The sequence below is a fragment of the Escherichia sp. WS3227_2 genome, from assembly GCF_046486495.1.
Taxonomy (GTDB): domain Bacteria; phylum Pseudomonadota; class Gammaproteobacteria; order Enterobacterales; family Enterobacteriaceae; genus Escherichia; species Escherichia coli.
Genome location: NZ_JBJQLG010000004.1, coordinates 12,805 through 37,363, shown reverse-complemented (window position 1 = coordinate 37,363; position 24,559 = coordinate 12,805). Strand labels below are relative to the sequence as shown.

Here is a 24,559-nt window from a genome sequence, read left to right as displayed (position 1 = left end):
CTCGCTAAGGATATGCGCCATTTATCAGGAATGCCATTATGAGCCTGATTATTGATGTTATTTCGCGTAAAACATCCGTCAAACAAACGCTGATTAATCCTGGCGACGTCACGGTTGTTATTTATGAGCCTTCCGTGGTGCAGGTTCATGCTCAGGCCTCTGCCGTTTCGCGTTACGTCCGTGAAGGAAATGACCTGCTGATCTATATGCAGGACGGCACGGTGATCCGTTGCAACGGTTATTTCCTGCAAGCGGCGAATACCGCTGAACAATCGGAACTGGTGTTTGCCGATGGGCAACAGCTAACCCATGTCACCTTTGCCGATACTGCTGCGGGTGGTTTAGCCCCCGTAGAACTGACTGCCCAGACCACTGCGATTGAAAGCATTGCGCCATTTCTTGATACCGTTGCTCAGACCAGCGCCTTCCCGTGGGGTTGGCTGGCGGGGGCGGCGGTAGGTGGTGGTGCGCTTGGTGCACTGCTGGCAAGCGGTGGTGATGGCGACTCGAAAACGGAAGTGATTAATAACCCTACGCCACCCGCTGAGCCTGGCAACGCCACACCATCATTTTTAGTTACCGATAATCAGGGCGATCAGCGCGGCATTCTCGCCACCAATGACATCACCGATGACACCACGCCAACCTTTAGCGGCAGCGGGCAGGCGGGGGCGACTATTCAGATTAAAGACAGTAACGGCAATACTATTGCCAGTACTCAGGTAGACAACAACGGTCACTGGAGTGTCTCGTTACCCACGCAAAGTGCAGGTGAACATACCTGGTCAGTGGTGCAAATTGTCGGCAGTACCATCACTGACGCCGGTTCGATAACGTTAACCATCGACAATAGTCAGGCCAGCGTGCAGGTTGCCACCACCGCAGGCGATAACATTATTAACGCCAGCGAACAGGCCGCCGGGTTTACGCTTTCTGGTACCAGTAGCCATCTGGCGCAGGGAACAGAACTCACCGTTACGCTAAACGGCAAAACCTACACCACCAGCGTAGGCGCTAACGGTGCCTGGAGCGTGCAGGTACCGACCGCCGATGCGCAGGCGTTAGGCGAAGGGAATCAGGCAGTGCTGGTCAGCGGGAAAGACGCCACAGGCAATACGGTCACCGGCGCGCAGCTTTTAACGGTCGATACCCAACCGCCAACGCTTGCCATCAACACTATCGCTCAGGACAACATCGTCAGTGCTGCGGAACATAACGCCGCGCTGGTACTGAGCGGCACTTCGAATGCAGAAGCGGGGCAAACCGTAACCCTGACCGTCAACGGGAAAAGCCATTCAGTAACCGTCGGTAGCGATGGAACCTGGCAAGTGACGCTGCCTGCCACGGAGGTACAGGCACTGGCGGAGGGGAACTACGCTGTCAATGCCAGTGTCAGCGATCGGGCAGGAAACACCACCAGCAACAGCGCGAATTTCACGGTAGACACCTCAGCACCCGTGGTCAGCGTTAACACCGTGGCGGGCGACGATATTCTTAATAATGCTGAGCAGGCCGTCGCGCAGATCATCTCCGGACAAGTCAGCGGTGCTTCTCCTGGCGATACGGTAACGGTGAAATTGGGCACTCATGTCCTGACGGGCATTGTGCTGGCAGATGGCAGCTGGAATGTGGCGCTGGACCCAGCGGTAACCCGCACGCTGGATCGCGGAGCCAATACGATTTTCGTCACCGTGACAGATACTGCAGGAAATACCGGCGCGGCGTCTCGAGCAATCACGCTGGTCGGTGTCTCTCCGTTAATCACCATTAACACCGTCTCCGGCGATGACATTATCAGTGGCGCAGAAAAAGGTGCGCCACTGACCCTTACCGGTAGCACTCAACAGGCCGAGACAGGACAAACCGTCACAGTAACCCTGGCTGGACAGAGTTTTACTACTACCGTGCAGGCTGATGGCTCCTGGAGTCTGACGGTACCTGCCGCCGCGATGGGAAATCTGCCTGACGGCGCGGTGGCGATTACCGCTTCTGTGACGGATCTCAGCGGCAATACCGGCAACACCTCTCGCACCATTACCGTCGACAGCCAGGCCCCGGCCTTAAGCATCGATCCACTGACCGCCGATAACATCATCAACGCCACCGAAAGCGGGCAGGATCTGCAAATCACCGGCACCACCGACGCTCAGCCAGGGCAGACGGTGACCGTTACGTTGAATGGGCAGACCTATCAGGGCGTCGTGCAGTCCGACGGCACCTGGAGCGTGACCGTTCCCGCCGCCAACGTTGGCGCACTGGCTGACGGCAACGCTACGGTCACCGCCAGCGTGAACGATGTTGCCGGTAATCCGAGCAGCGTCTCACGCGTGGCGCTGGTCGATGCCACGCCGCCGGTGGTAACCATTAATCCGGTGGCGACCGATAACGTCATCAACACGCCGGAACACACCCAGGCGCAAATCATCAGCGGCACGGTTACTGGCGCTCAGGCGGGCGATATCGTCACCGTGACGCTGAATAATGTGGATTACACCACGGTGGTGGATGGTTCCGGCAACTGGAGTCTGGGTGTTCCGGCTTCCGTTGTCAGCGGACTGGTGGATGGCAGTTATCCGATCAACGTGTCAGTGACTGACCGCGCCGGAAACACGGGCAGCCAGTCACTGACTGTCACGGTCAATACCGCCGCGCCAGTAATTGGTATTAACACCATTGCTGGCGATGATGTGATAAACGCCAGCGAAAAAGGGGCTGATGTCCAGATTACCGGTACCAGCGATCAGCCAGCCAATACCGCCATCACCGTGACGCTGAACGGGCAAAATTACACCACCACGACCGACGCCTCCGGCAACTGGAGCGTCACCGTTCCGGCATCGGCGGTAACCGCACTGGGCCAGGCCAACTACACGGTAACGGCGGCGGTGACGAGTAATATCGGCAACAGCGCCACCGCCAGCCATAACGTGCTGGTTGACAGCGCGCTGCCCGGCGTGACCATTAACCCGGTGGCAACCGACGATATTATTAACGCCGCCGAAGCGGGCGTCGCGCAAACCATCAGCGGGCAGGTGACTGGAGCCGCCGTTGGCGACGCGGTAACCGTTACGCTGGGTGGCAATACCTACACCACCACCGTACAGCCGGGATTAAGCTGGAGCGTGAGCATTCCGGCGGACGCTATTCAGGCGCTGGGTAATGGCGATTTAACGGTGAGCGCCTCGGTCACCAATCAAAACGGCAACACCGGCAGCGGCACGCGGGATATCACCATCGACGCCAATCTGCCCGGTCTGCGGGTCGATACGGTGGCAGGCGATGATGTGGTCAATATCATCGAGCACGGGCAGGCGCTGGTGGTCAGCGGCAGCAGCTCGGGGCTGGCTGAAGGCACGCCGCTTACCGTTACGATTAACAATGTGGAATACACCACTGCGGTGCAGGCCGATGGTAGCTGGAGCGTGGGCGTCACGGCGGCGCAGGTTAGCGCCTGGCCTGCGGGAACAGTAACGGTTACCGTGTCCGGGGAAAGTAGCGCCGAAAATCCGGTGAGCATTACGCATCCGGTTATGGTCGATCTCACTCCGGCGGCGATCACCATCAACACCATCGCCACGGATGATGTGATTAACGCCACAGAAAAAGGCGCTGATTTAACCCTTTCCGGCACCACCACTAACGTAGAATCCGGTCAAACCGTCACCGTCACCTTTGGCGGGAAAAATTACACTGCCAGCGTGGCGAGCGATGGTAGCTGGGCTGCCACCGTTCCCGCCGCCGATCTGGCAGCATTACCAGAGGGCAGCGCCTCCGCGCAGGCCAGCGTCAGCAATATTAACGGCAATAGCGCCTCGGCGGTGCATAACTACAGCGTCGACAGCAGTGTCCCGACCATCATTATCAATACCGTTGCCAGCGACAATATCGTCAACGCCAGCGAAGCCGATGCGGGTGTGACGGTGAGCGGCAGCACCACTGCCGAGGCAGGGCAGATTGTTACGATAACGCTCAATAGCCCGACCGTGCAGACGTATCAGGCAACGGTACAGGCCGACGGTAGCTGGAGTATTAATATTCCGGCGGCAGATCTTGAGGCATTGACCGATGGCAGCCACACCCTGACCGCCACGGTCAATGACAAAGCAGGCAACCCGGCGAGCACCACGCATAATCTGGCGGTGGATCTCACCGTTCCGGTACTCACCATCAACACCATTGCGGGCGACGATATTATTAACGCCGCCGAACACGGGCAGGCGCTGGTGATTTCCGGTTCCAGCACTGGCGGAGAAGCGGGGGATGTCGTCACCGTCACGCTAAACAGTAAAACCTACACCACGACGCTGGATGCCTCCGGCAACTGGAGCGTCGGCGTTCCGGCGGCGGATGTCACGGCGCTGGGCAGCGGCCCGCAAACTGTCACCGCCAGCATTACCGACGCGGCAGGCAATAGCGATGATGCCAGCCGCACGGTTACAGTGAATCTGACCGCGCCGACCATTGGCATTAACACCATCGCCACCGATGACGTGATTAACGCCATCGAAAAAGGCGCGGATCTGCAAATTTCCGGCACCAGTAATCAGCCAGCTGGCACCACAATTACGCTGACGCTGAACGGGCAAAATTACACTGCCACGACGGACGCCGCAGGCAACTGGAGCACCACGGTGCCAGCCTCCGCCGTCAGTGCGCTGGGCGAAGCCAGTTATACGGTGACGGCGAATGTCACCGACAGCGCGGGTAACAGTAATTCCGCCAGCCATAACGTGCAGGTGAATACCGCACTGCCTGGCGTCACCCTTAATCCGGTGGCGAGCGACGACATTATTAACGCCGCCGAATCGGGCGTGGCGCAGACCATCAGCGGGCAGGTGACGGGCGCGGCGGCGGGCGATACGGTTACCGTAACGCTTGGCGGGAAAACCTACACCACTACCGTGCAGGGCAATTTAAGCTGGAGCGTGGGCGTTCCGGCGGCGGATATTCAGGCCATCGGCAATGGCGACCTGACAGTTAATGCCTCGGTGACCAACGGCGTTGGTAATACCGGCAGCGGTTCGCGAGATATTACTATCGACGCTAATTTGCCTGGCCTGCGCGTCGATACCGTGGCGGGCGATGATGTGGTCAACAGCATCGAGCACGGTCAGGCACTGGTGATAACCGGTAGCAGCAGCGGGCTGGCGGCGGGCGCGGCGCTGACGGTGGTGATCAATAACGTCACCTACGGCGCGACGGTATTAGCCGATGGTACATGGAGCCTTGGCGTTCCAGCGGCAGATGTGGGCAACTGGCCTGCGGGTACGGTGAATATCACGGTTTCAGGTGCCACTAGCGCAGGAAACCCGGTCACTATCACCCATCCGGTCACCGTCGATCTGGCGGCGGTGGCGATCTCCATTAACACCGTTTCCGGCGACGATGTGATTAACGCCGCCGAAAAAGGGGCAGATTTAACCCTTTCCGGCAGCACTTCCGGCGTGGAAGCGGGACAAACCGTCACCGTCACCTTTGGCGGTAAAACCTACACCGCCACCGTAGCGGGCGATGGTAGCTGGACAACCACCGTACCCGCCGCCGATCTCAGCGCGTTACGCGACGGCGACGCCACGGTACAGGCCAGCGTCAGCAATATTAACGGCAACACGGCTTCGGCGACCCACGCCTACAGCGTCGATGCCACGGCACCGACGCTTGCCATTAACACCATCGCCACTGACGATATTCTGAACGCCGCCGAGGCGGGCAATCCGCTAACCATCAGCGGCAGTAGCACCGCCGAAGCGGGGCAGACGGTAACTGTCACGCTTAATGGCGTGACTTACACCGGCACCGTCCTGGCGGACGGGAGCTGGAGCGTCAGCGTGCCGACGGCGGATCTCAGCAATCTGACCGCCAGCCAGTACACGGTCAGCGCCTCGGTAAGCGATAAAGCGGGTAACCCGGCAACCGCCACTCATGGGCTGGCGGTGGATCTCACCGTTCCCGTATTAACCATCAACACCGTCTCCGGCGATGACATTATTAACGCCGCCGAACACGGGCAGGCGCTGGTAATCTCCGGTTCCAGCGCTGGCGGCGAAGCGGGCGATGTCATCACCGTTACGTTAAACAGTAAAACCTATACCACCACGCTGGACGCTTCCGGCAACTGGAGCGTCGGCGTTCCGCTGTCAGATGTCACTGCGCTGGGCAGCGGCCCGCAAACCATCACAGCTACCATTACCGACGCGGCAGGCAACAGCGATGATGCCAGCCGCACGGTCACCGTGAATCTCACCGCGCCAACCATTGGTATCAACACTATCGCCAGCGATGACGTGATTAACGCCACGGAAAAAGGCGCGGATCTGCAAATTACCGGCACCAGTAATCAACCCGCAGGCACCACAATAACGGTGACGCTGAACGGGCAAAATTACACCGCGACGACCGATTCCTCCGGCAACTGGAGCGCCACGGTGCCTGCCTCGGCAGTTAGCGCGCTGGGTGAGGCCAATTACACGGTAACCGCAAACGTCACCGACAGCGCAGGCAACAGCAATTCCGCCAGCCATAACGTGCTGGTCAACAGCGCGTTACCTGCCGTCACCATTAACGCGGTGGCGACCGACGATATTATTAACGATGCCGAGTCGGGAAATGCCCAGACCATCAGCGGGCAGGTGACGGGTGCCGCGGCGGGCGACACAGTTACCGTTACGCTGGGTGGCAACACCTACACCGCCACGGTGCAGGCTAATTTAAGCTGGAGCGTTAGCGTGCCGGCGGCGGATATTCAGGCCATCGGCAATGGTAATCTCACAGTAAACGCCTCGGTCACTAATGGCGTGGGCAACACCGGCAGCGGCTCGCGCGATATCACTATCGACGCCAATCTGCCTGGCCTGCGGGTCGATACCGTGGCGGGCGATGATGTTATTAACAGCATTGAGCACAATCAGGCGCTGGTGATCACCGGGAGCAGCAGCGGATTAACGGCGGGAACGGCGTTAACGGTCGAGATTAACAACGTTACTTACGCCGCGACGGTGTTAGCCGACGGCACATGGAACCTCGGCGTTCCGGCGGCAGACGTCAGCAACTGGCCAGCGGGTACGGTCGATATAACCGTAAGCGGCACCAACAGCGCCGGGACAACCTCCACTATTACCCATCCGGTTACCGTCGATCTGGCGGCGGTTGCCATCACCATTAACACCCTTTCCGGCGATGATGTGATCAACGCCGTGGAGAAAGGCGAAACGCTGGTGGTGAGCGGCAGCACCAGCGGTGTCGAAGCCGGGCAGACGGTGACGGTCACCTTTGGTGGCAAAAATTACACCACCACCGTTGAAGCCAACGGTAGCTGGACGGTGAATGTGCCGCCTGCCGATCTCGCTGCGCTACCGGACGGCGCGGGTAACGTGCAGGCGAGCGTCAGCAATATTAACGGCAACAACGCCCAGGCCGATCGCGCGTACAGCGTTGATGCCACCGCGCCGCTTGTGACCATCAACACTATCGCCAGCGACGATATCCTTAACGTGAGCGAAGCGGGCGCGGGGATAACCATCAGCGGTACCACCACGGCACAGGCCGGACAGACGCTGACCGTCACGCTCAATAACAACACGTACCAGACCACTGTTCTCGCGGATGGCACCTGGAGCGTGAACGTTCCGGCAACGGATTTAAGCGGATTAACCGCCAGCAGTTACACCGTGACCGCCACGGTGAGCGACAAAGCGGGTAACCCGGCAAGCGCCGACCACGCGCTGGCGGTGGATGTCACCGCGCCGGATCTCACCATTAATACCGTCGCGGGCGATGACATTATCAACGCCATCGAACATGGTCAGGCGCTGGTCGTCAGCGGCACCAGCACGGGCGCGGCGGCGGGCGATGTGGTAACCGTCACGCTGAACGGTAAAAACTACACCACCACGCTGGACGCCTCCGGTAACTGGACTGTGGGCATTCCGGCGGCGGATGTCACGGCGCTGGCGACCGGTAGCCAGACGATCACCGCCAGCCTGAGCGATCGCGCGGGCAACAGCGACAGCACTACCCATAATGTGACCGTTGATCTCAGCGGCCCGACGCTGACCATCAATACCGTCTCCGACGATGACATTATTAACAGTACGGAGAAAACCCAGGATCTGACCATCAGCGGCGGCTCCAGCGGTCTGGCGACTGGCACCACGGTCACCGTGATGTTGAACGGCCTGGCGTACAGCGCCACCACCGACAGTTCCGGCAACTGGAGCGTTACCGTGCCCGCTTCGGCGGTCGGCGCGCTGGGCGAGGCGGTCTATTCGATTAGCGCCAGCGCCACCGACAGCGCGGGCAACAGCGGCAGCACCACCCATACGGTGAATGTCGAATCGCTCCTGCCTGGGGTGATCATTAATACGGTGGCGGGCGATGACATTATCAATGCCGCTGAAATCGCTGTGGCGCAGACCATCAGCGGGCAGGTCACGGGAACGGCGGCTGCGGGGAATACGGTAATTGTCACCATTGGTGGCAATCAATACACCGCCACCGTGCAGCCAGATTTAAGCTGGAGCGTCAGCGTACCGGCGAACGTTTTGCAGGCGCTGGGCAACGGTGAACTGACCATCAGCGCCTCGGTGACTAATGGCGTGGGTAATACTGGCACCACAACACACGACATCGTGATAGACGCCAACCTGCCAGGTCTGCGCGTCGATACCGTAGCAGGCGATGATGTGGTCAATATTATCGAGCACGGTCAGGCGTTGGTAGTCACCGGTAGCAGTACCGGACTGGCGGTGGGGGCGGCGTTGACGGTAGTGATCAACGGCGTCACCTATGGCGCAACGGTACTCGTCGATGGCACCTGGAGCGTCGGTGTTCCGGCGGCAGATGTCACAAACTGGCCTGCGGGGACGGTCAATATTGCCGTCTCTGGCACTAACACTGCCGGAACCACAACCAGCATTACTCATCCGGTCACGGTCGATCTCGCTACCGTGGCGATTACCATCAACACACTTTCCACTGACGATGTAATTAATGCCGCCGAAAAAGGCAGCGATTTGCAGCTTTCCGGCACCACCTCCGGCGTGGAAGCGGGGCAGACCATCACCGTTATCTTCGGTGGTAAAAGTTACACCACCACGGTTGCCGCGGATAATACCTGGGGGCTAACGATCCCAGCCGTCGATCTCGCAACCTTGCCGGACGGCACAGCAAACGTCCAGGCCAGTGTCAGTAGCGTCGCGGGTAACAACGCCCAGGCAACGCATGCTTACAGCGTCGATGCCACCGCGCCCTCCGTTACCATCAACACCATCGCCAGCGACGATATTCTTAACGCCGCCGAAGCGGGATCGGCGCTGACCATCAGCGGCACCAGCACGGCAGAAGCCGGGCAGACGGTGACCGTAACGCTAAACGGCGTTAATTACAGCGGGAACGTGCAGGCAGACGGAAGCTGGAGCGTCAGCGTACCAACTGGCGATTTAGCTAACCTTACCGCCAGCTCGTATACCGTTAACGCCTCGGTCAGCGACAAAGCCGGAAATCCGGCTTCAGCAACGCATAATCTGACGGTGGATCTCGTTGCGCCGGTCGTTACCATCAACACGGTAGCGGGCGATGACATCATCAACGCTACGGAACACGGACAGGCGCAGATTATCAGCGGCTCAGCAACGGGCGCGACGACCGGTAACACGGTTTCCGTGACGATTGGCACGACCACCTACACCACCGTGCTGGACGCCAACGGCAACTGGAGCATCGGCGTGCCTGCCAGCGTGATTTCCGCACTGGCGCAGGGCGATGTAACCATTACCGCCACGGTCACCGACTCCGCAGGCAACAGTGGTACGGCCTCGCACACTGTCACCGTGGCGCTCGGCGCGCCGATACTCGGCATTAACACCATTGCCGTCGACGACATCATCAACGCCACGGAGAAAGGTGCAGATCTGGCGATTTCCGGCACCAGCGACCAGCCTGCGGGCACGCAGATTACCGTTACGCTCAACGGGCAAAATTACACCACCACTGCCGATGCTTCCGGGAACTGGAGCGTGACCGTTCCGGCGTCACGGGTGAGCGCCCTCGGTGAAGCCACTTACACGGTGACCGCCGCCGCTACTGACGCCGATGGCAACAGCGGTTCCGCCAGCCATAACGTACAGGTTAATACCGCGCTGCCTGGCGTCACCATTAACGTGGTGGCAACGGACGATATTATTAACGCTGCCGAAGCAGGGACAGATCAAACTATCAGCGGGCAGGTGACGGGGGCTACGGCAGGCGATACGGTGACCGTCACGCTCGGCGGGGCGACTTACACTGCCACGGTGCAGGCGAATTTAAGCTGGAGCGTCGATGTTCCGGCCTCCGCGCTACAGGCGTTGGGCAACGGTGAGCTGACCATTTCGGCTTCGGTAACGAACAGCGTAGGCAATACCGGTAACGGCACGCGTGAAATCACCATCGACGCGAATCTGCCCGGTCTGCGGATTGACACCGTGGCGGGCGATGACGTGGTCAATATTATCGAGCACGGACAGGCGCTGGTGATTACCGGCAGCAGCTCCGATCTGGCAGCGGGCAGCAACGTCACGCTGACCATTAACGGGCAAACCTATGTTGCGGCGGTACTGGCGGATGGCTCATGGAGCGTCGGCGTTCCGGCGGCAGATGTCAGCGCCTGGCCTGCGGGGACGGTCACAATTACGGCGAGCGGCAACACCACCGCCGGAAATCCGGTCAGCGTTACGCATCCGGTGACTGTCGATCTCACTGCGGTGGCGGTCAGCATCAACGCCATTACTGCCGATGACGTGATTAACGCTGCCGAAAAAGGCGCGGCGTTAACGCTCTCTGGCAGCACTTCTGGTGTGGAGGCCGGGCAAACGGTCACCGTCACCTTTGGCGGCAAAACTTACAGCGCCACGGTGGCTGCGAATGGTTCCTGGAGCACCTCGGTTCCGGCGGCAGATATGGCGGCCCTGCGTGATGGCGATGCCAGCGCACAGGCCAGAGTCAGCAATGTTAACGGCAACAGCGCCACCACTACTCACGCTTACAGCGTCGATGCCAGCGCGCCAACGGTGGCCATTAACACTATTGCAGGCGACGATATTCTTAACGCCGCCGAAGCGGGTGCTGCGCTGACTATCACTGGCAGCAGCACGGCGGAAGCGGGGCAGACGGTGACCGTCACCCTCAATGGCGAAAACTATACTGGCACGGTTCAAACGGACGGTAGCTGGAGCGTCAGCGTACCGCCAGCCGACTTAAGCGCCCTGACCGCCAGCAACTACACCGTTAGTGCGGCGGTGAGCGACAAAGCCGGAAACCCGGCCTCGGTTAATCACAACCTGACGGTGGATACGTCTGTTCCGGTTGTCACCATCAACACGGTGGCGGGCGATGATGTGATCAACGCGACGGAACACGCCCAGGCGCAGATTATCAGCGGCTCCGCCACGGGTGCGGCAACCGGCAGCACCGTGACGGTGACTATCGGCAGCACCACCTTCACCACCGTGCTGGACGCCAGCGGTAACTGGAGCGTCGGCGTTCCGGCAAGCGTCGTCTCGGCGCTGGCGAACGGCACGGTGACCATTAACGCCAGCGTCACCGATGCCGCCGGAAACAGCGGCAGCGCCACGCATCAGGTGACGGTCAATACTGGCCTGCCGTCAATTACCTTTAACGCCATCAGCGGCGATAACGTCCTAAACGCCGATGAAAAAGGCCAGCCGTTGACCATTAGCGGTAGCAGTACGGGGCTGGCGACGGGCGCGCAGGTCACCGTCACGCTCAACGGTCATAACTACAGCGCCACCACCGACGCGGCGGGCAACTGGACCTTAACCGTGCCGGTGAGCGATCTGGCGGCTCTGGGTCAGGCCAACTATACCGTCAGCGCCAGTGCCACCAGTGCGGCGGGTAACACCGCCAGCAGCCAGGCGAATTTACTGGTCGATAGCGGCCTGCCGGGCGTTACCATCAACACCGTGGCGGGCGATGATATTATCAACGCCGCCGAAGCCGGGGCCGATCAAACCATCAGCGGGGTGGTGACTCGCGCCGCCGCTGGCGATACGGTCACCGTGACGCTGGGCGGCAACACTTACACAGCGCAGGTTCAGCCCGATTTAAGTTGGAGCGTCACCGTTCCGGCAGACGATTTACAGGCGTTGGGCAATGGCGATTTGACCATTAACGCCTCGGTTACCAACGCGAATGGCAACACTGGCAGCGGCTCGCGGGATATCACCATTGATGCCAACCTGCCGGGTCTGCGCGTGGATACCGTGGCGGGCGATGATATCGTCAACAGTATCGAGCACGGGCAGGCGCTGGTGATCACCGGCGGCAGTAGCGGCCTGAATGCAGGTGCTGTGCTGACGGTTACCATCAACAGTGTGGCGTATTCCACCACGGTACAGGCGGACGGGAGCTGGAGCGTTGGCATTCCGGCGGCAAACGTCAGCGCCTGGCCTGCGGGGCCGTTAACCGTTGAAGTTACAGGACAGAGCAGCGCCGGAAACCCAGTCAGCGTCAGCCATCCGTTCACCGTCGATTTAACGGCGGTGGCAATCAGCATCAACACCGTTGCCAGCGATGACGTAATTAACGCCGCCGAAAAAGGCACTGGTCTGACCCTTTCCGGCAGCACCAGCGGGATTGAAAGCGGGCAAACCGTTACCGTCACTTTTGGCGGTAAAACCTACACTGCAAGCGTCGCCGCCAACGGTAGCTGGAGTGTGAACGTTCCAGCGGCAGATCTGGCAACTCTGCCAGACGGCGCGGCGAACGTGCAGGCTAGTGTCAGCAGCGCGAGCGGTAACAGTGCCTCGGCGACCCATGCGTATAGCGTTGACGCCAGCGCACCGACGCTCACCATTAACACCATTGCCAGCGACGATATTCTTAACGCCACGGAGGCGGGAAGCCCGCTCACCATCAGCGGCACCAGCACCGCCGAAACCGGGCAGACGGTCACCGTGACCCTTAACGGCGCAACCTACACCGGCAATGTGCAGGCGGACGGTAGCTGGAGCGTCAGCGTTCCCACTTCAGCCCTGGGCGTGCTAAGTGCAAGCAATTACACCGTCAGCGCCACGGTCAACGACAAAGCGGGCAACCCCGGCAGCGCCAGCCATAATCTGGCGGTAGACACCACCGCGCCGGTTCTCACCATTAACACCGTGGCGGGCGATGACATCATCAACGACGCCGAACACGGGCAGGCGCTGGTGATTTCTGGCACCAGCACGGGCGGGGAAGCGGGCGATGTGGTGAGCGTTGTGCTCAACGGCAAAACCTACACCACCACCCTGGATGCCTCCGGCAACTGGAGCGTTGGCGTTCCGGCGGCGGATGTTACGGCACTGGGTAGCGGCGCACAGACCATCACCGCCAGCGTCAGCGATCGGGCGGGTAACAGCGATGACGCCAGCCGCACCGTGACCGTCAGCCTCAGCGCGCCAGTGATTAGCATCAACACCATCGCGGGCGATGATGTGATCAACGCGACGGAAAAAGGATCTGATCTGGCGCTTTCCGGCACCAGCGATCAGCCTGCGGGTACGGCGATCACCGTCACCCTGAACGGACAAAACTACAGCGCCACTACCGACGCCTCCGGCAACTGGAGCGTCACCGTGCCCGCCTCGGCGGTCAGTGCGCTGGGCGAAGCCACCTACAGCGTCACGGCGAGCGTTACCAATGCTCAGGGTAACAGCAGCACCGCCAGCCATAACGTGCAGGTCAATACCGCGCTGCCGGGCGTCACCATTAATCCGGTGGCGACGGACGATATTATCAACGCTTCAGAGGCGGGCAGCGCGCAAACTATCAGCGGCCAGGTAACCGGTGCGGCGGCGGGTAGCATCGTCACCGTTGAACTGGGCGGTAAAACTTACACCGCCACCGTCCAGCCAGATTTAAGCTGGAATGTGAGCGTACCAGCCGCCGACTGGCAGGCGTTAGGTAATGGTGAGTTAACGGTTAATGCCTCGGTAACCAACGCCGTTGGCAACACCGGTAGCGGCACGCGCGATATCACCATCGACGCCAGTCTGCCTGGCCTGCGGGTGGATACCGTTGCAGGCGATGATGTGGTCAATATCATCGAACATGCTCAGGCGCAGGTGATTACTGGCACCAGCTCTGGCTTTGCGGCGGGCACGGCGCTGACGGTGGTGATAAATAACCAAACTTATGCCGCCACGGTGCTGGCGAATGGTACCTGGAGCGTCGGCGTACCGGCGGCGGATGTCAGTAACTGGCCTGCGGGAACGCTGAACATTACCGTTAGCGGCGCGAACAGTGCCGGAACGCAAACCAGCATTACCCATCCGCTGACAGTTGATCTCAGCACTGTCGCCGTCAGCATAAACAGCATCACCAGCGATGATGTGATTAACGCCGCCGAAAAAGGCGCGGCATTAACGCTCTCCGGCAGCACGTCCGGCGTCGAAGCGGGGCAAGCCGTTACCATTACTTTTGGCGGTAAAACCTACACCACCACGGTGGCGGCAAACGGTAGCTGGAGCACCACCGTTCCGGCGGCGGATATGGCGGCCCTGCGTGACGGCGATGCCAGCGCCCAGGTGCGGGTGACTAACGTCAACGGCAACAGCGCCACGGCAACGCATGAATACAGCGTCGATAGCGCCGCGCCAACGGTGACCATCAATACCATTGCCAGTGATAACATCATCAACGCCAGCGAAGCGGCGGCGGGCGTGACGGTATCCGGCACCAGCACGGCGGAGGCAGGGCAGACGCTGACCGTCACGCTTAATGGCACTAACTACCAGACCACGGTGCAGGCAGACGGCAGCTGGAGTTTAACGCTGCCCGCCAGCGACTTAACCGCACTTGCCAATAACGGCTACACCCTGACCGCCACGGTCAGCGATTTGGCGGGTAACCCTGGCAGCGCCAGCAAAGGTGTGACCGTCGATACCACCGCGCCCGTCATCAGCTTTAACACCGTGGCGGGCGACGATGTGATTAACAACGTTGAACACACTCAGGCGCAGATTATCAGCGGCACCGCCTCGGGCGCGGTGGCGGGCGACCGCCTGGTGGTGACCATCGCCGGGCAGCAGTATGTCACCAGCACCGATGCCAGCGGCAACTGGAGCGTTGGCGTGCCTGCCAGCGTGATTTCCGGCCTTGCGGACGGCACAGTGACTATCAGCGCCACTGTCACCGATAGCGCAGGCAACAGCAGCACGCAGACGCACAACGTGCAGGTGAACACGGCGGCAGTGTCGCTCTCGGTCAGCACCATCAGCGGCGATAACCTTATTAACGCCGCCGAAGCAGGCAGTGCGCTGACCCTGAGCGGCACCGGAACGAACTTTGCCGCAGGTACAGTAGTGACCGTGTTGCTTAACGGCAAAGGCTACAGCGCTACCATTCAGAGCAACGGGAGCTGGAGCGTGAACGTGCCGGCGGCAGACGTTGCGGCGCTTGCCGATGGCACCAGCTACACGGTCAGCGCTTCCGCCCAGGACAGCGCCGGAAACAGCGCCACGGCTTCGCGCAGTGTGGCGGTGGATCTCACCGCGCCGATTATCAGCATTAACACCGTTTCGACGGACGATCGTCTCAACGCCGCCGAACAGCAGCAGCCGTTAACCCTTAACGGCTCGACCAGCGCGGAAGTGGGGCAGACGGTCACTGTCACCTTCGGCGGCAAAACCTATACCGCCACGGTGGCCGCCAATGGCACCTGGACGCTGAACGTGCCTGCGGCAGATCTGGCATCGCTCGGGCAGGGCGCGCAGACCATTACCGCCAGCGTGAACGATCGCGCCGGTAACCCCGGTCAAACCACGCACGCCCTGACCGTCGATACCGTTGCGCCCACGGTCACCATCGCCACGGTGGCGGGTGACGATATTATCAACAACGCCGAGCAGCTTGCCGGGCAGACCATCAGCGGCACCACCACCGCCGAAGCGGGCCAGACGGTGACCGTCACCTTTAACGGGCAAACCTGGACCGCAACGGTCGGCAGCGGCGGAAGCTGGTCGGTGTTTATTCCGGCGCAGCAGTTTGCCGGATTAAGCGACGGCAGCTACACCATTAGCGCGACGGTTAGCGATCAGGCCGGAAACCCCGGCAGCGCCAGCCGTGGCGTGACGCTGAACGGCGATGTGCCTACTGTCACCATCAACACCTTTGCGGGTGATGATGTGGTGAATGCGGCGGAACACGGCTCGTCGCTGGTGATCAGCGGCACCACCACCGCCCCAGTCGGGCAGACGCTGACCCTAACCTTAAACGGCAAAACCTACACCACCACGGTGCAGACGGGCGGTAGCTGGAGCTACACCCTCGGCAGCGCCGATGTCACCGCGCTGGCGGACGGTAACGCCTACGTGATTAACGCCTCGGTGAGCAACGCCATTGGCAACACCGGCAGCAGCAATCACACCATTACCGTCGATCTCAGCGCTCCGGCGATGGGCATTAATATCGATTCCCTGCAAGCCGACACTGGCCTTAGCGCCAGTGACTTTATCACCAGCGTCAGCCCGGTGGTGGTCAACGGCTCACTCACCGCCGCGCTTGCCAGTAACGAGACGGCGCAAATCAGTATCGACGGCGGCGTAACCTGGACTACGCTTACCGTCACTGGCACGAGCTGGCGCTATAACGACAGCCGCACGCTGACCGATGGCAACTATCTCTATCAGGTGCGGGTGATTGACGCAGCGGGCAACGTCGGTGCCACCGACAGCCAGAATGTGGTGATCGACACCACCGCGCCAGACCCAGCGGTGAAAACCATCGCCATTAGCGCGATCACCACCGATACGGGCTTGATCACTAACGATTTTGTCACCAGCGACACGACGCTTGCGGTGAGCGGCACGCTGGGCGCGGCGCTTTCTGCTGGTGAGTTCGCGCAAATCAGTATCGACGGCGGCACCACCTGGCAGAACCTGTCAGTAAGCGGCTTAACCTGGACCTGGCTTGACGGGCGGACGCTGACCGATGGCAACTACAACTATCAGGTGCGGGTGATCGACACCGCCGGAAATATCGGCGCGACCGCCAGCCAGATAGTCACCGTGGATACCACCGCGCCGCTGGCGAGCAAAACCATCGCCATTGCGGGCATTAGCGATGACACCGGGTTAAGCAGCAGCGATTTTGTTACTCGCGACACCACGCTGACCGTGCGCGGCACGCTCGGCGCGGCGCTGGCGGCAGACGAACGGGCGCAAATCAGCCTCGACGGCGGTGTCACCTGGACCACGTTAACCGTTATCGGCACCAGTTGGAGCTATGCCGATGGTCGCACACTGACCGACGGCACCTGGAACTACACGGTGCGGGTGGTGGATCTGGCGGGGAACGTTGGGCAGACCGCAACGCAAAATGTGGTGGTCGACACCACCAGCCCGGAAGCGGCGAAAAGTATCACCATTACCGGTATCAGCGATGACACCGGAGCCAGCAGCAGCGATTTTATTACCAGCGACACCTCGCTTACCGTGCGCGGCGTATTGGGGGCGGCGCTCGGCGCTAACGAGTTCGCGCAAATCAGTACCGACAACGGCGCAACCTGGGTGAACGTGACCGTCGCCGCAGACGGCCTTAACTGGAGTTACGTTGACGGGCGTACGCTCACCAACGGCACCACCACCTGGCAGGTGCGGGTAGTCGATCTTGCGGGCAACGTTGGCGCAACCGGCAGCCAGTCGGCGCAGATTGACACCGTGAACCCGGCGCAGGTGCTCACCATCGCCAGCATCAGCACCGACACGGGTAGCTCGGCAACTGACTTTATCACCAGCGATACCTCGCTCACGCTGACTGGTTCGCTGGGGGCGGGGCTTGCCAGCGGCGAAGTGGCGCAGATTAGCCTCGACGGCGGCGCGACCTGGATCACGCTCACCACCAACGGCACGCAGTGGACCTACACCGACGGCCGCACGCTGACCGACGGCAGCTACGTTTATCAGGTGCGGGTGCTGGATCTGGCGGGAAATACCGGTCCGGTGGTGTCGAAAACGGTGGTGGTCGATACGATTAACCCCACCGCGACGCCGACCATTGTGTCGTACACTGATGACGTCGGGCAGCGGCAGGGGACATTAAGCAGTTCGCAGGCCACCGACGACACTACGCCATTGCTGAACGGCGTGCTCTCCGCGCCGCTTGCCAGCGGTGAAGTGGTTTACCTCTACCGCAACGGCCTGCTGTTAGGCGCGGTGACGATGGTCGGCGCGCTGAACTGGACCTACAGCGACAGCGGGCTGGTCAGCGGTGCCTACACCTACAGCGCGCGAGTGGTGGATTTGGCGGGGAATATCACCTCCTCCAGTGATTTTGTCCTGACGGTCGATACCTCTATTCCGACCACGCTGGCGCAAATTACCAGCCAGACCACGCGCGATACCACGCCGATTATCAGCGGGGTGATCACCGCCGCGCTTGCCAGCGGGCAGTATGTTGAAGTGGTGATCAACGGCAAAACCTACACCTCTGAACCGGGCGGTGCGGTGGTGGTCGATCCGGCGCACAACACCTGGTATGTACAGTTGCCGGATACCGACGCGCTGGCGGCTTCTGCGACCGCCTATAACGTCACCGCGCAGGTAAAAAGCTCGGCGGGCAACGGCAATAACGCCAATATTAGCAATGGCACGGTGACGGTTAACGCGGCGATTGATTACACACCGACCTGGACCACCGCCAGCAAAACCACCGCCTGGGGGCTGACCTACGGCCTCGACTCGCACGGGATGTGGACGGTGCTGGCAAACCAGCAGGTAATGCAATCGACTGACCCACTCACCTGGTCGAAGACCGCGCTGACGCTGTATCAGAGCGGCAACAACTATGCCACCAGCTCCATCGCCGATTACGACCGTAACGGTACGGGCGATCTGTTTATCACCCGTGATGACTACGGTACAGGCTATATCAACGGCTTTACCAATAACGGCGATGGCACCTTTTCCAGCGCTATTCAGGTCACCGTCGGCACCCTGACGTGGTACGGCTCGATTGTGGCATTTGATAAAGAGGGCGACGGCTATCTCGACTTCTGGATTGGCGACGCGGGCGGGCCGGACTCCAACACCTTCCTGTGGAACAACGCAGGTACGCTGGTAGGTAACTCCACCACGTCGAACAGCGGCGGTAGCGCCACGGTGGGCGGGGCGGTGACGGGGTATCTTTCGCTCAACGAAGGTTCTGGCGTCGATCTGAACAATGACGGCAGGATCGACCTGGTTCAGCACACCTATAACCTGAACAACTATTACACGCTATCTTCGCTCATCAACCAGGGGAATGGGACGTTTGTCTGGGGGCAGAACACCATTAACACCTTCCTCAGCACGGCGGGCAGCGGTGGTAACTCGACGTCTGTCTCCATGACCTGGGCCGATTTCGATGGCGACGGCGATATGGACCTTTTCCTGCCTGCCAGCCAGGGAAGAGCTAACTACGGCTCGCTGTTATTCAACACCAACGGCGTGCTGGGCAGTCCGGTGGCGGTGGGCGCAACGGCAACCACCTACGCCAGCCAGTTTAGCGTGGCGGTGGACTGGAACCACGACGGCCTGATGGATATCGCCCGTATCGCCCAGACCGGACAATCGTATCTTTACACCAACGTTGGTGGTGCCAGCAACTGGACACAATCGGCCCTCGGCGGCAGCCAGAGCGGCACTACCAGCGGCGTGGCGGCAATGGACTACGACTGGGACGGCGCGGTGGATGTGCTGGTGACCAAACAGTCGGGCAGCGTCTATCTTATTCGCAACACCAACACGGTGAGCTACGGCACTTCGCTGCACCTGCGCATCACCGATCCTAACGGCATTAACGTCTATTACGGCAATACCGTAAAACTGTACAACTCGGCGGGAGTGCTGGTCGCCACGCAAATCATCAACCCGCAGTCGGGTATGGGGGTTAACGACACCTCGGCGCTGGTCAACTTCTACGGGCTGAACGCCGGAGAAACCTACAACGCGGTGCTGATCAAATCCACCGGCACCACCGCCAGCAATATCGACCAGACGGTCAACACCAGCTGGGGCGGTTTACAGGCCACCGATGCCACTCACGCTTACGATCTCAGCGCCGAAGCGGGTACCGCGAGCAACAACGGCAAGTTCGTCGGCACCGGTTATAACGACACCTTCTTTGCCACCGCAGGCACCGACACTTACGACGGCTCCGGCGGCTGGGTGTACAGCTCCGGCACCGGAACGTGGCTGGCGAATGGCGGGATGGACGTGGTTGATTTCCGCCTCTCGACGGTGGGTGTGACCGCGAACTTAAGCAGCACCGCCGCGCAGGCTACTGGCTTTAACACCTCGACATTTACCAATATCGAAGGCATTTCCGGCTCGAATTTTAACGACACTCTGACCGGCAGCAGCGGCGATAACCAACTGGAAGGGCGCGGCGGCAACGACACCCTTAACATCGGCAACGGCGGTCACGACACCTTGCTCTATAAACTGCTCAACGCCAGTGACGCCACTGGCGGCAACGGCTCGGATGTGGTGAATGGCTTTACGGTAGGGACATGGGAAGGCACCGCCGACACCGATCGCATTGATATTCGTGAACTGTTACAGGGCAGCGGCTACACCGGCAACGGCAAAGCCAGCTACGTCAACGGCGTGGCGACGCTGGATGCGCAGGCCGGGAACATCAGTGATTTTGTCAAAGTCACCCAGAGCGGCAGCGACACCATCGTGCAGATCGACCGCGACGGCACGGGCGGCACTTATGCGGCAACTAACGTGGTCACGCTGACGGGCGTGCATACCGACCTTGCCACTTTGCTGGCGAATCATCAGCTGATGGTGGTGTAGATAATGAAAAAAAATGCCCAGTCCGTGGAAGCCTGGCTGGAGGCGATGATCGCCGTGGCGCGTTATTACCGCCTTGATTTTTCTCAGGAGAACGTGCGCGCGACCGTCAACTGGGAGCGCGACAGCAAGCGGGAGGAGTTGCTCACCGACATGGCGCGGCAGTTGGGAATGGGGTTACGGTTGGTGGAGTTCTCCGCCGACTCGCTTAACCCGTGGCGTCTGCCGCTGATCGCGGTATTTGATAATCAGCAGATTGGCGTGATCACCCGCCGCGATAATCACGACAATATCAGCGTTCAGTTCAGCGGTGACGAAGGGCTGGAAACCACGCTTAACGTTACGGATATTGAAGATAACATCGTCGAACTGGCGCTGTTGCGCCCGCTCAGCGCTATTCCTGACGCGCGGGTAGACGACTATATTCGCCCGTATCAGGCGAACTGGTTCTGGAATCTCTCGCTAAAAGACTGGCGGCGCTATGGCGATATTATGCTGGCGTCACTGGTGGCGAACGTGCTGGCGCTTGCGGCGATGATTTTCTCGATGCAGGTTTACGACCGCGTCGTTCCGGCGCAATCGTACCCGACGCTATGGGTGCTGTTCGCCGGGGTGATGATGGCGATCCTGTTTGAGTTCTGTATGCGCATGGTGCGCACACATCTTTCGGATGTGATCGGCAAGCGGGCGGATCTGCGTATTTCGGATCGCGTTTTTGGTCATGCGCTACGGCTTAAAAACAACGTGCGATCGAAATCCACCGGATCGTTTATCTCACAGATCCGCGAACTGGAATCGGTGCGGGAGCTGATTACTTCCACCACCATCGGCGCGGTGGCGGATCTGCCGTTCTTCCTGCTGTTTGTCTTTATTTTGTGGATGATTGGCGGCTGGCTGGTGCTGGTGGTTTTGCTGGCGCTGCCGTTATTGGTTATCCCCGGCCTGCTGGTGCAACGCCCGCTGGCGCGGCTGGCGAACGAAGGAATGCGCGAGTCAGCGGTACGCAACGCTACGCTGGTGGAAGCCGTGCAGTCGATTGAAGATATTAAACTGCTGCGTGCTGAACAGCGTTTTCAGAATCAGTGGAACCACACCAACGACGTGGCCTCGTCCATCAGTATGAAGCAACGTTTTCTCACCGGGCTACTGCTCACCTGGACTCAGGAAGTGCAATCCATCGTCTACGTGGTGGTGCTGTTGGTGGGCTGCTTTATGGTAATGAACGGTGACATGACCACCGGCGCACTGGTGGGAACGACGATCCTGGCTTCGCGCACTATTGCGCCGCTGTCGCAGATTTCCGGCGTACTCTCGCGCTGGCAGCAGGCGAAAGTGGCACGCAACGGCCTCGATGAACTGATGAAGCGCCCGGTGGATCAGCCGGAACACGGCAAGCTGGTGCATAAAGCGGTACTGCACGGCAATTATCAGTTCAGCAACGCTATCTTTTATTACGACGAAGAAGAGAAGATTGCCGATGTGGCGATTGGCAAACTCAACATTCAGGCCGGAGAGAAAATCGCCATTCTCGGGCGCAACGGCGCGGGTAAATCAACGCTACTGCAAATGCTCGCCGGAATGCGTATCGCCCAACAGGGGCAGGTGCTGCTGGATAACATCAGCATCGGTCAGCTTGATCCGGCGGATCTGCGCCGCGACATGGGGCTACTGAGCCAGACCGGACGACTGTTTTTCGGCTCGCTGCGGGAAAACCTGACGATGGGGATGCCGGAGGCCAGCGATGAAGATATCGAACGCGCATTAACACTCAGCGGGGCGCTGCCGTTTGTGCAGAAGCAGAAAAACGGCCTCAACTACATGATTCAGGAAGGGGGATTTGGTCTTTCTGGCGGTCAGCGGCAAACGCTGCTGCTGGCGCGGCTACTCATCTCTCAACCCAATATCGTGCTGCTCGATGAACCCAGCGCCTCGCTGGACGAAATGGCGGAAGCGCATTTAATCGAACAACTGAAACAGTGGATTGGCCATCGCACGCTGATTATCGCCACTCACCGCACGGCGATGCTGCAACTGGTGGACCGCATTATCGTGATGGATCAGGGGCGGATTGTGATGGATGGCGCGAAAGAGGCCATTTTGCGTGAACAGGGCGAACCCACGACGCGACGGGTGGTGTTGCAGGAGAAGAATAAGGGGTCTGCCGCATGAATGGACAACTGCAATACAACCGTGGCCTGACTGAACCCCGCCTGCCGCGTTCGGCGCTGGCGGTACGCGTTACCGCTGTGATGCTGCTCTGTTTTCTCGGCTGGGCGTGGTACTTCCAGCTTGATGAAGTCACCACCGGCAGCGGCACGGTAGAACCTTCCGGGCGCGAACAGGTGGTGCAGTCGCTGGAAGGCGGAATTCTGTATCATCTCGACGTCAAGGTTGGCGATATTGTTGAACAGGGCCAGCCGCTGGCGCAGCTTAACCGCACCAAAACGGAATCCGACGTCCAGGAAGCAATGTCGCGGCTGTACGCGGCGCTGGCAACCTCGGCGCGGCTGCGGGCGGAAGTGAGTAATAAACCGCTGGTCTTCCCTGACGAACTGAATAAATTCCCCGAACTTATCGAGTCGGAAACGGCGTTGTACAACACTCGCCGCGATGGGCTGAACAAAGCCACCACCGGGCTGACGCAGGGGATTAGCCTGGTCAACCGCGAACTGGCGATGACCCAGCCGCTGGTAAAACAGGGGGCGGCGAGCAGCGTTGAAGTGCTGCGCCTGCAACGCCAGGCCAATGAACTGGAAAACAAACTCAGCGACGTGCGCACGCAATACTACGTTCAGGCGCGCGAAGAGTTAGCAAAAGCCAATGCGGAAGTAGAAACCCAGCGTTCGGTGATCCGCGGGCGGGAAGATTCTCTCACCCGGCTCAACTTTACCGCGCCGGTACGTGGCATTGTTCAGGACATTGACGTCACCACGGTTGGCGGCGTTATTGCCCCCGGTGGTAAACTGATGACCATCGTGCCGCTGGATGAGCAACTGCTGATCGAGGCAAAAATCTCCCCGCGCGATGTGGCGTTTATCCATCCGGGGCAAAAATCGCTGGTGAAAATAACCGCCTATGATTACTCCATCTACGGCGGCCTGCCGGGGGAAGTAGCGGTGATCTCACCAGACACCATTCAGGATGAAGTGCGGCGCGATGTTTATTACTATCGGGTGTACATTCGCACTTTCAGCAACCATCTGGAAAATAAACATAAACAGCAGTTTCCGATATTCCCCGGTATGGTGGCGACGGTCGATATCCGCACCGGCAAAAAAAGCGTGCTGGATTATCTGTTGAAACCCTTTAACAAAGCACAGGAGGCGTTGCGCGAACGATGAACATTAGCGATGTAGCAAAAATTACCGGCCTGACCAGCAAAGCCATTCGCTTCTATGAAGAGAAGGGGCTGGTGACGCCGCCGATACGCAGCGAAAACGGTTATCGCACCTACACGCAGCAGCATCTCAACGAACTGACCTTACTGCGCCAGGCACGCCAGGTGGGCTTTAACCTGGAAGAGAGCGGCGAGCTGGTGAATCTGTTTAACGATCCGCAGCGTCACAGCGCTGATGTAAAACGGCGCACGCTGGAGAAGGTGGCGGAGATCGAGCGGCACATTGAAGAACTGCAATCCATGCGCGACCAGCTACTGGCGCTGGCGAATGCCTGCCCCGGAGATGACAGCGCCGACTGCCCGATTATCGAAAATCTCTCCGGCTGCTGTCATCATCGGGCGGGGTGAA

General features: G+C 60.0%; 4 protein-coding genes. All 4 read left to right on the top strand.

All coding sequences use genetic code 11. From position 1 onward, the window contains the following. Nucleotides 1-38 precede the first annotated feature (38 nt). From siiEA to cueR, 4 genes are read left to right on the top strand one after another with little or no spacing between them, the layout of a single operon-like run. Nucleotides 39-20,816 (top strand): BapA-related adhesin SiiEA, encoded by a 20,778-nt coding sequence (gene siiEA / locus ACJHXB_RS06935; RefSeq protein ID WP_001605107.1) that lies wholly within the window; start codon nucleotides 39-41, stop codon nucleotides 20,814-20,816. 3 nt (nucleotides 20,817-20,819) lie between these two features. Beyond that, complete coding sequence (locus ACJHXB_RS06930) at nucleotides 20,820-22,982, top strand: type I secretion system permease/ATPase (RefSeq protein WP_097446870.1); 2,163 nt, start codon at nucleotides 20,820-20,822, stop codon at nucleotides 22,980-22,982. After that, entirely contained in the window at nucleotides 22,979-24,154 is a 1,176-nt protein-coding gene (locus ACJHXB_RS06925; protein ID WP_097446869.1) for an HlyD family type I secretion periplasmic adaptor subunit, read from the top strand. The genes ACJHXB_RS06930 and ACJHXB_RS06925 overlap by 4 nt, the downstream gene beginning before the upstream one ends. Continuing rightward, on the top strand, nucleotides 24,151-24,558 hold the full coding sequence (cueR, locus tag ACJHXB_RS06920) for a Cu(I)-responsive transcriptional regulator (protein WP_001026741.1): 408 nt from the start codon (nucleotides 24,151-24,153) through the stop codon (nucleotides 24,556-24,558). The genes ACJHXB_RS06925 and cueR overlap by 4 nt, the downstream gene beginning before the upstream one ends. Nucleotide 24,559 lies beyond the last annotated feature (1 nt).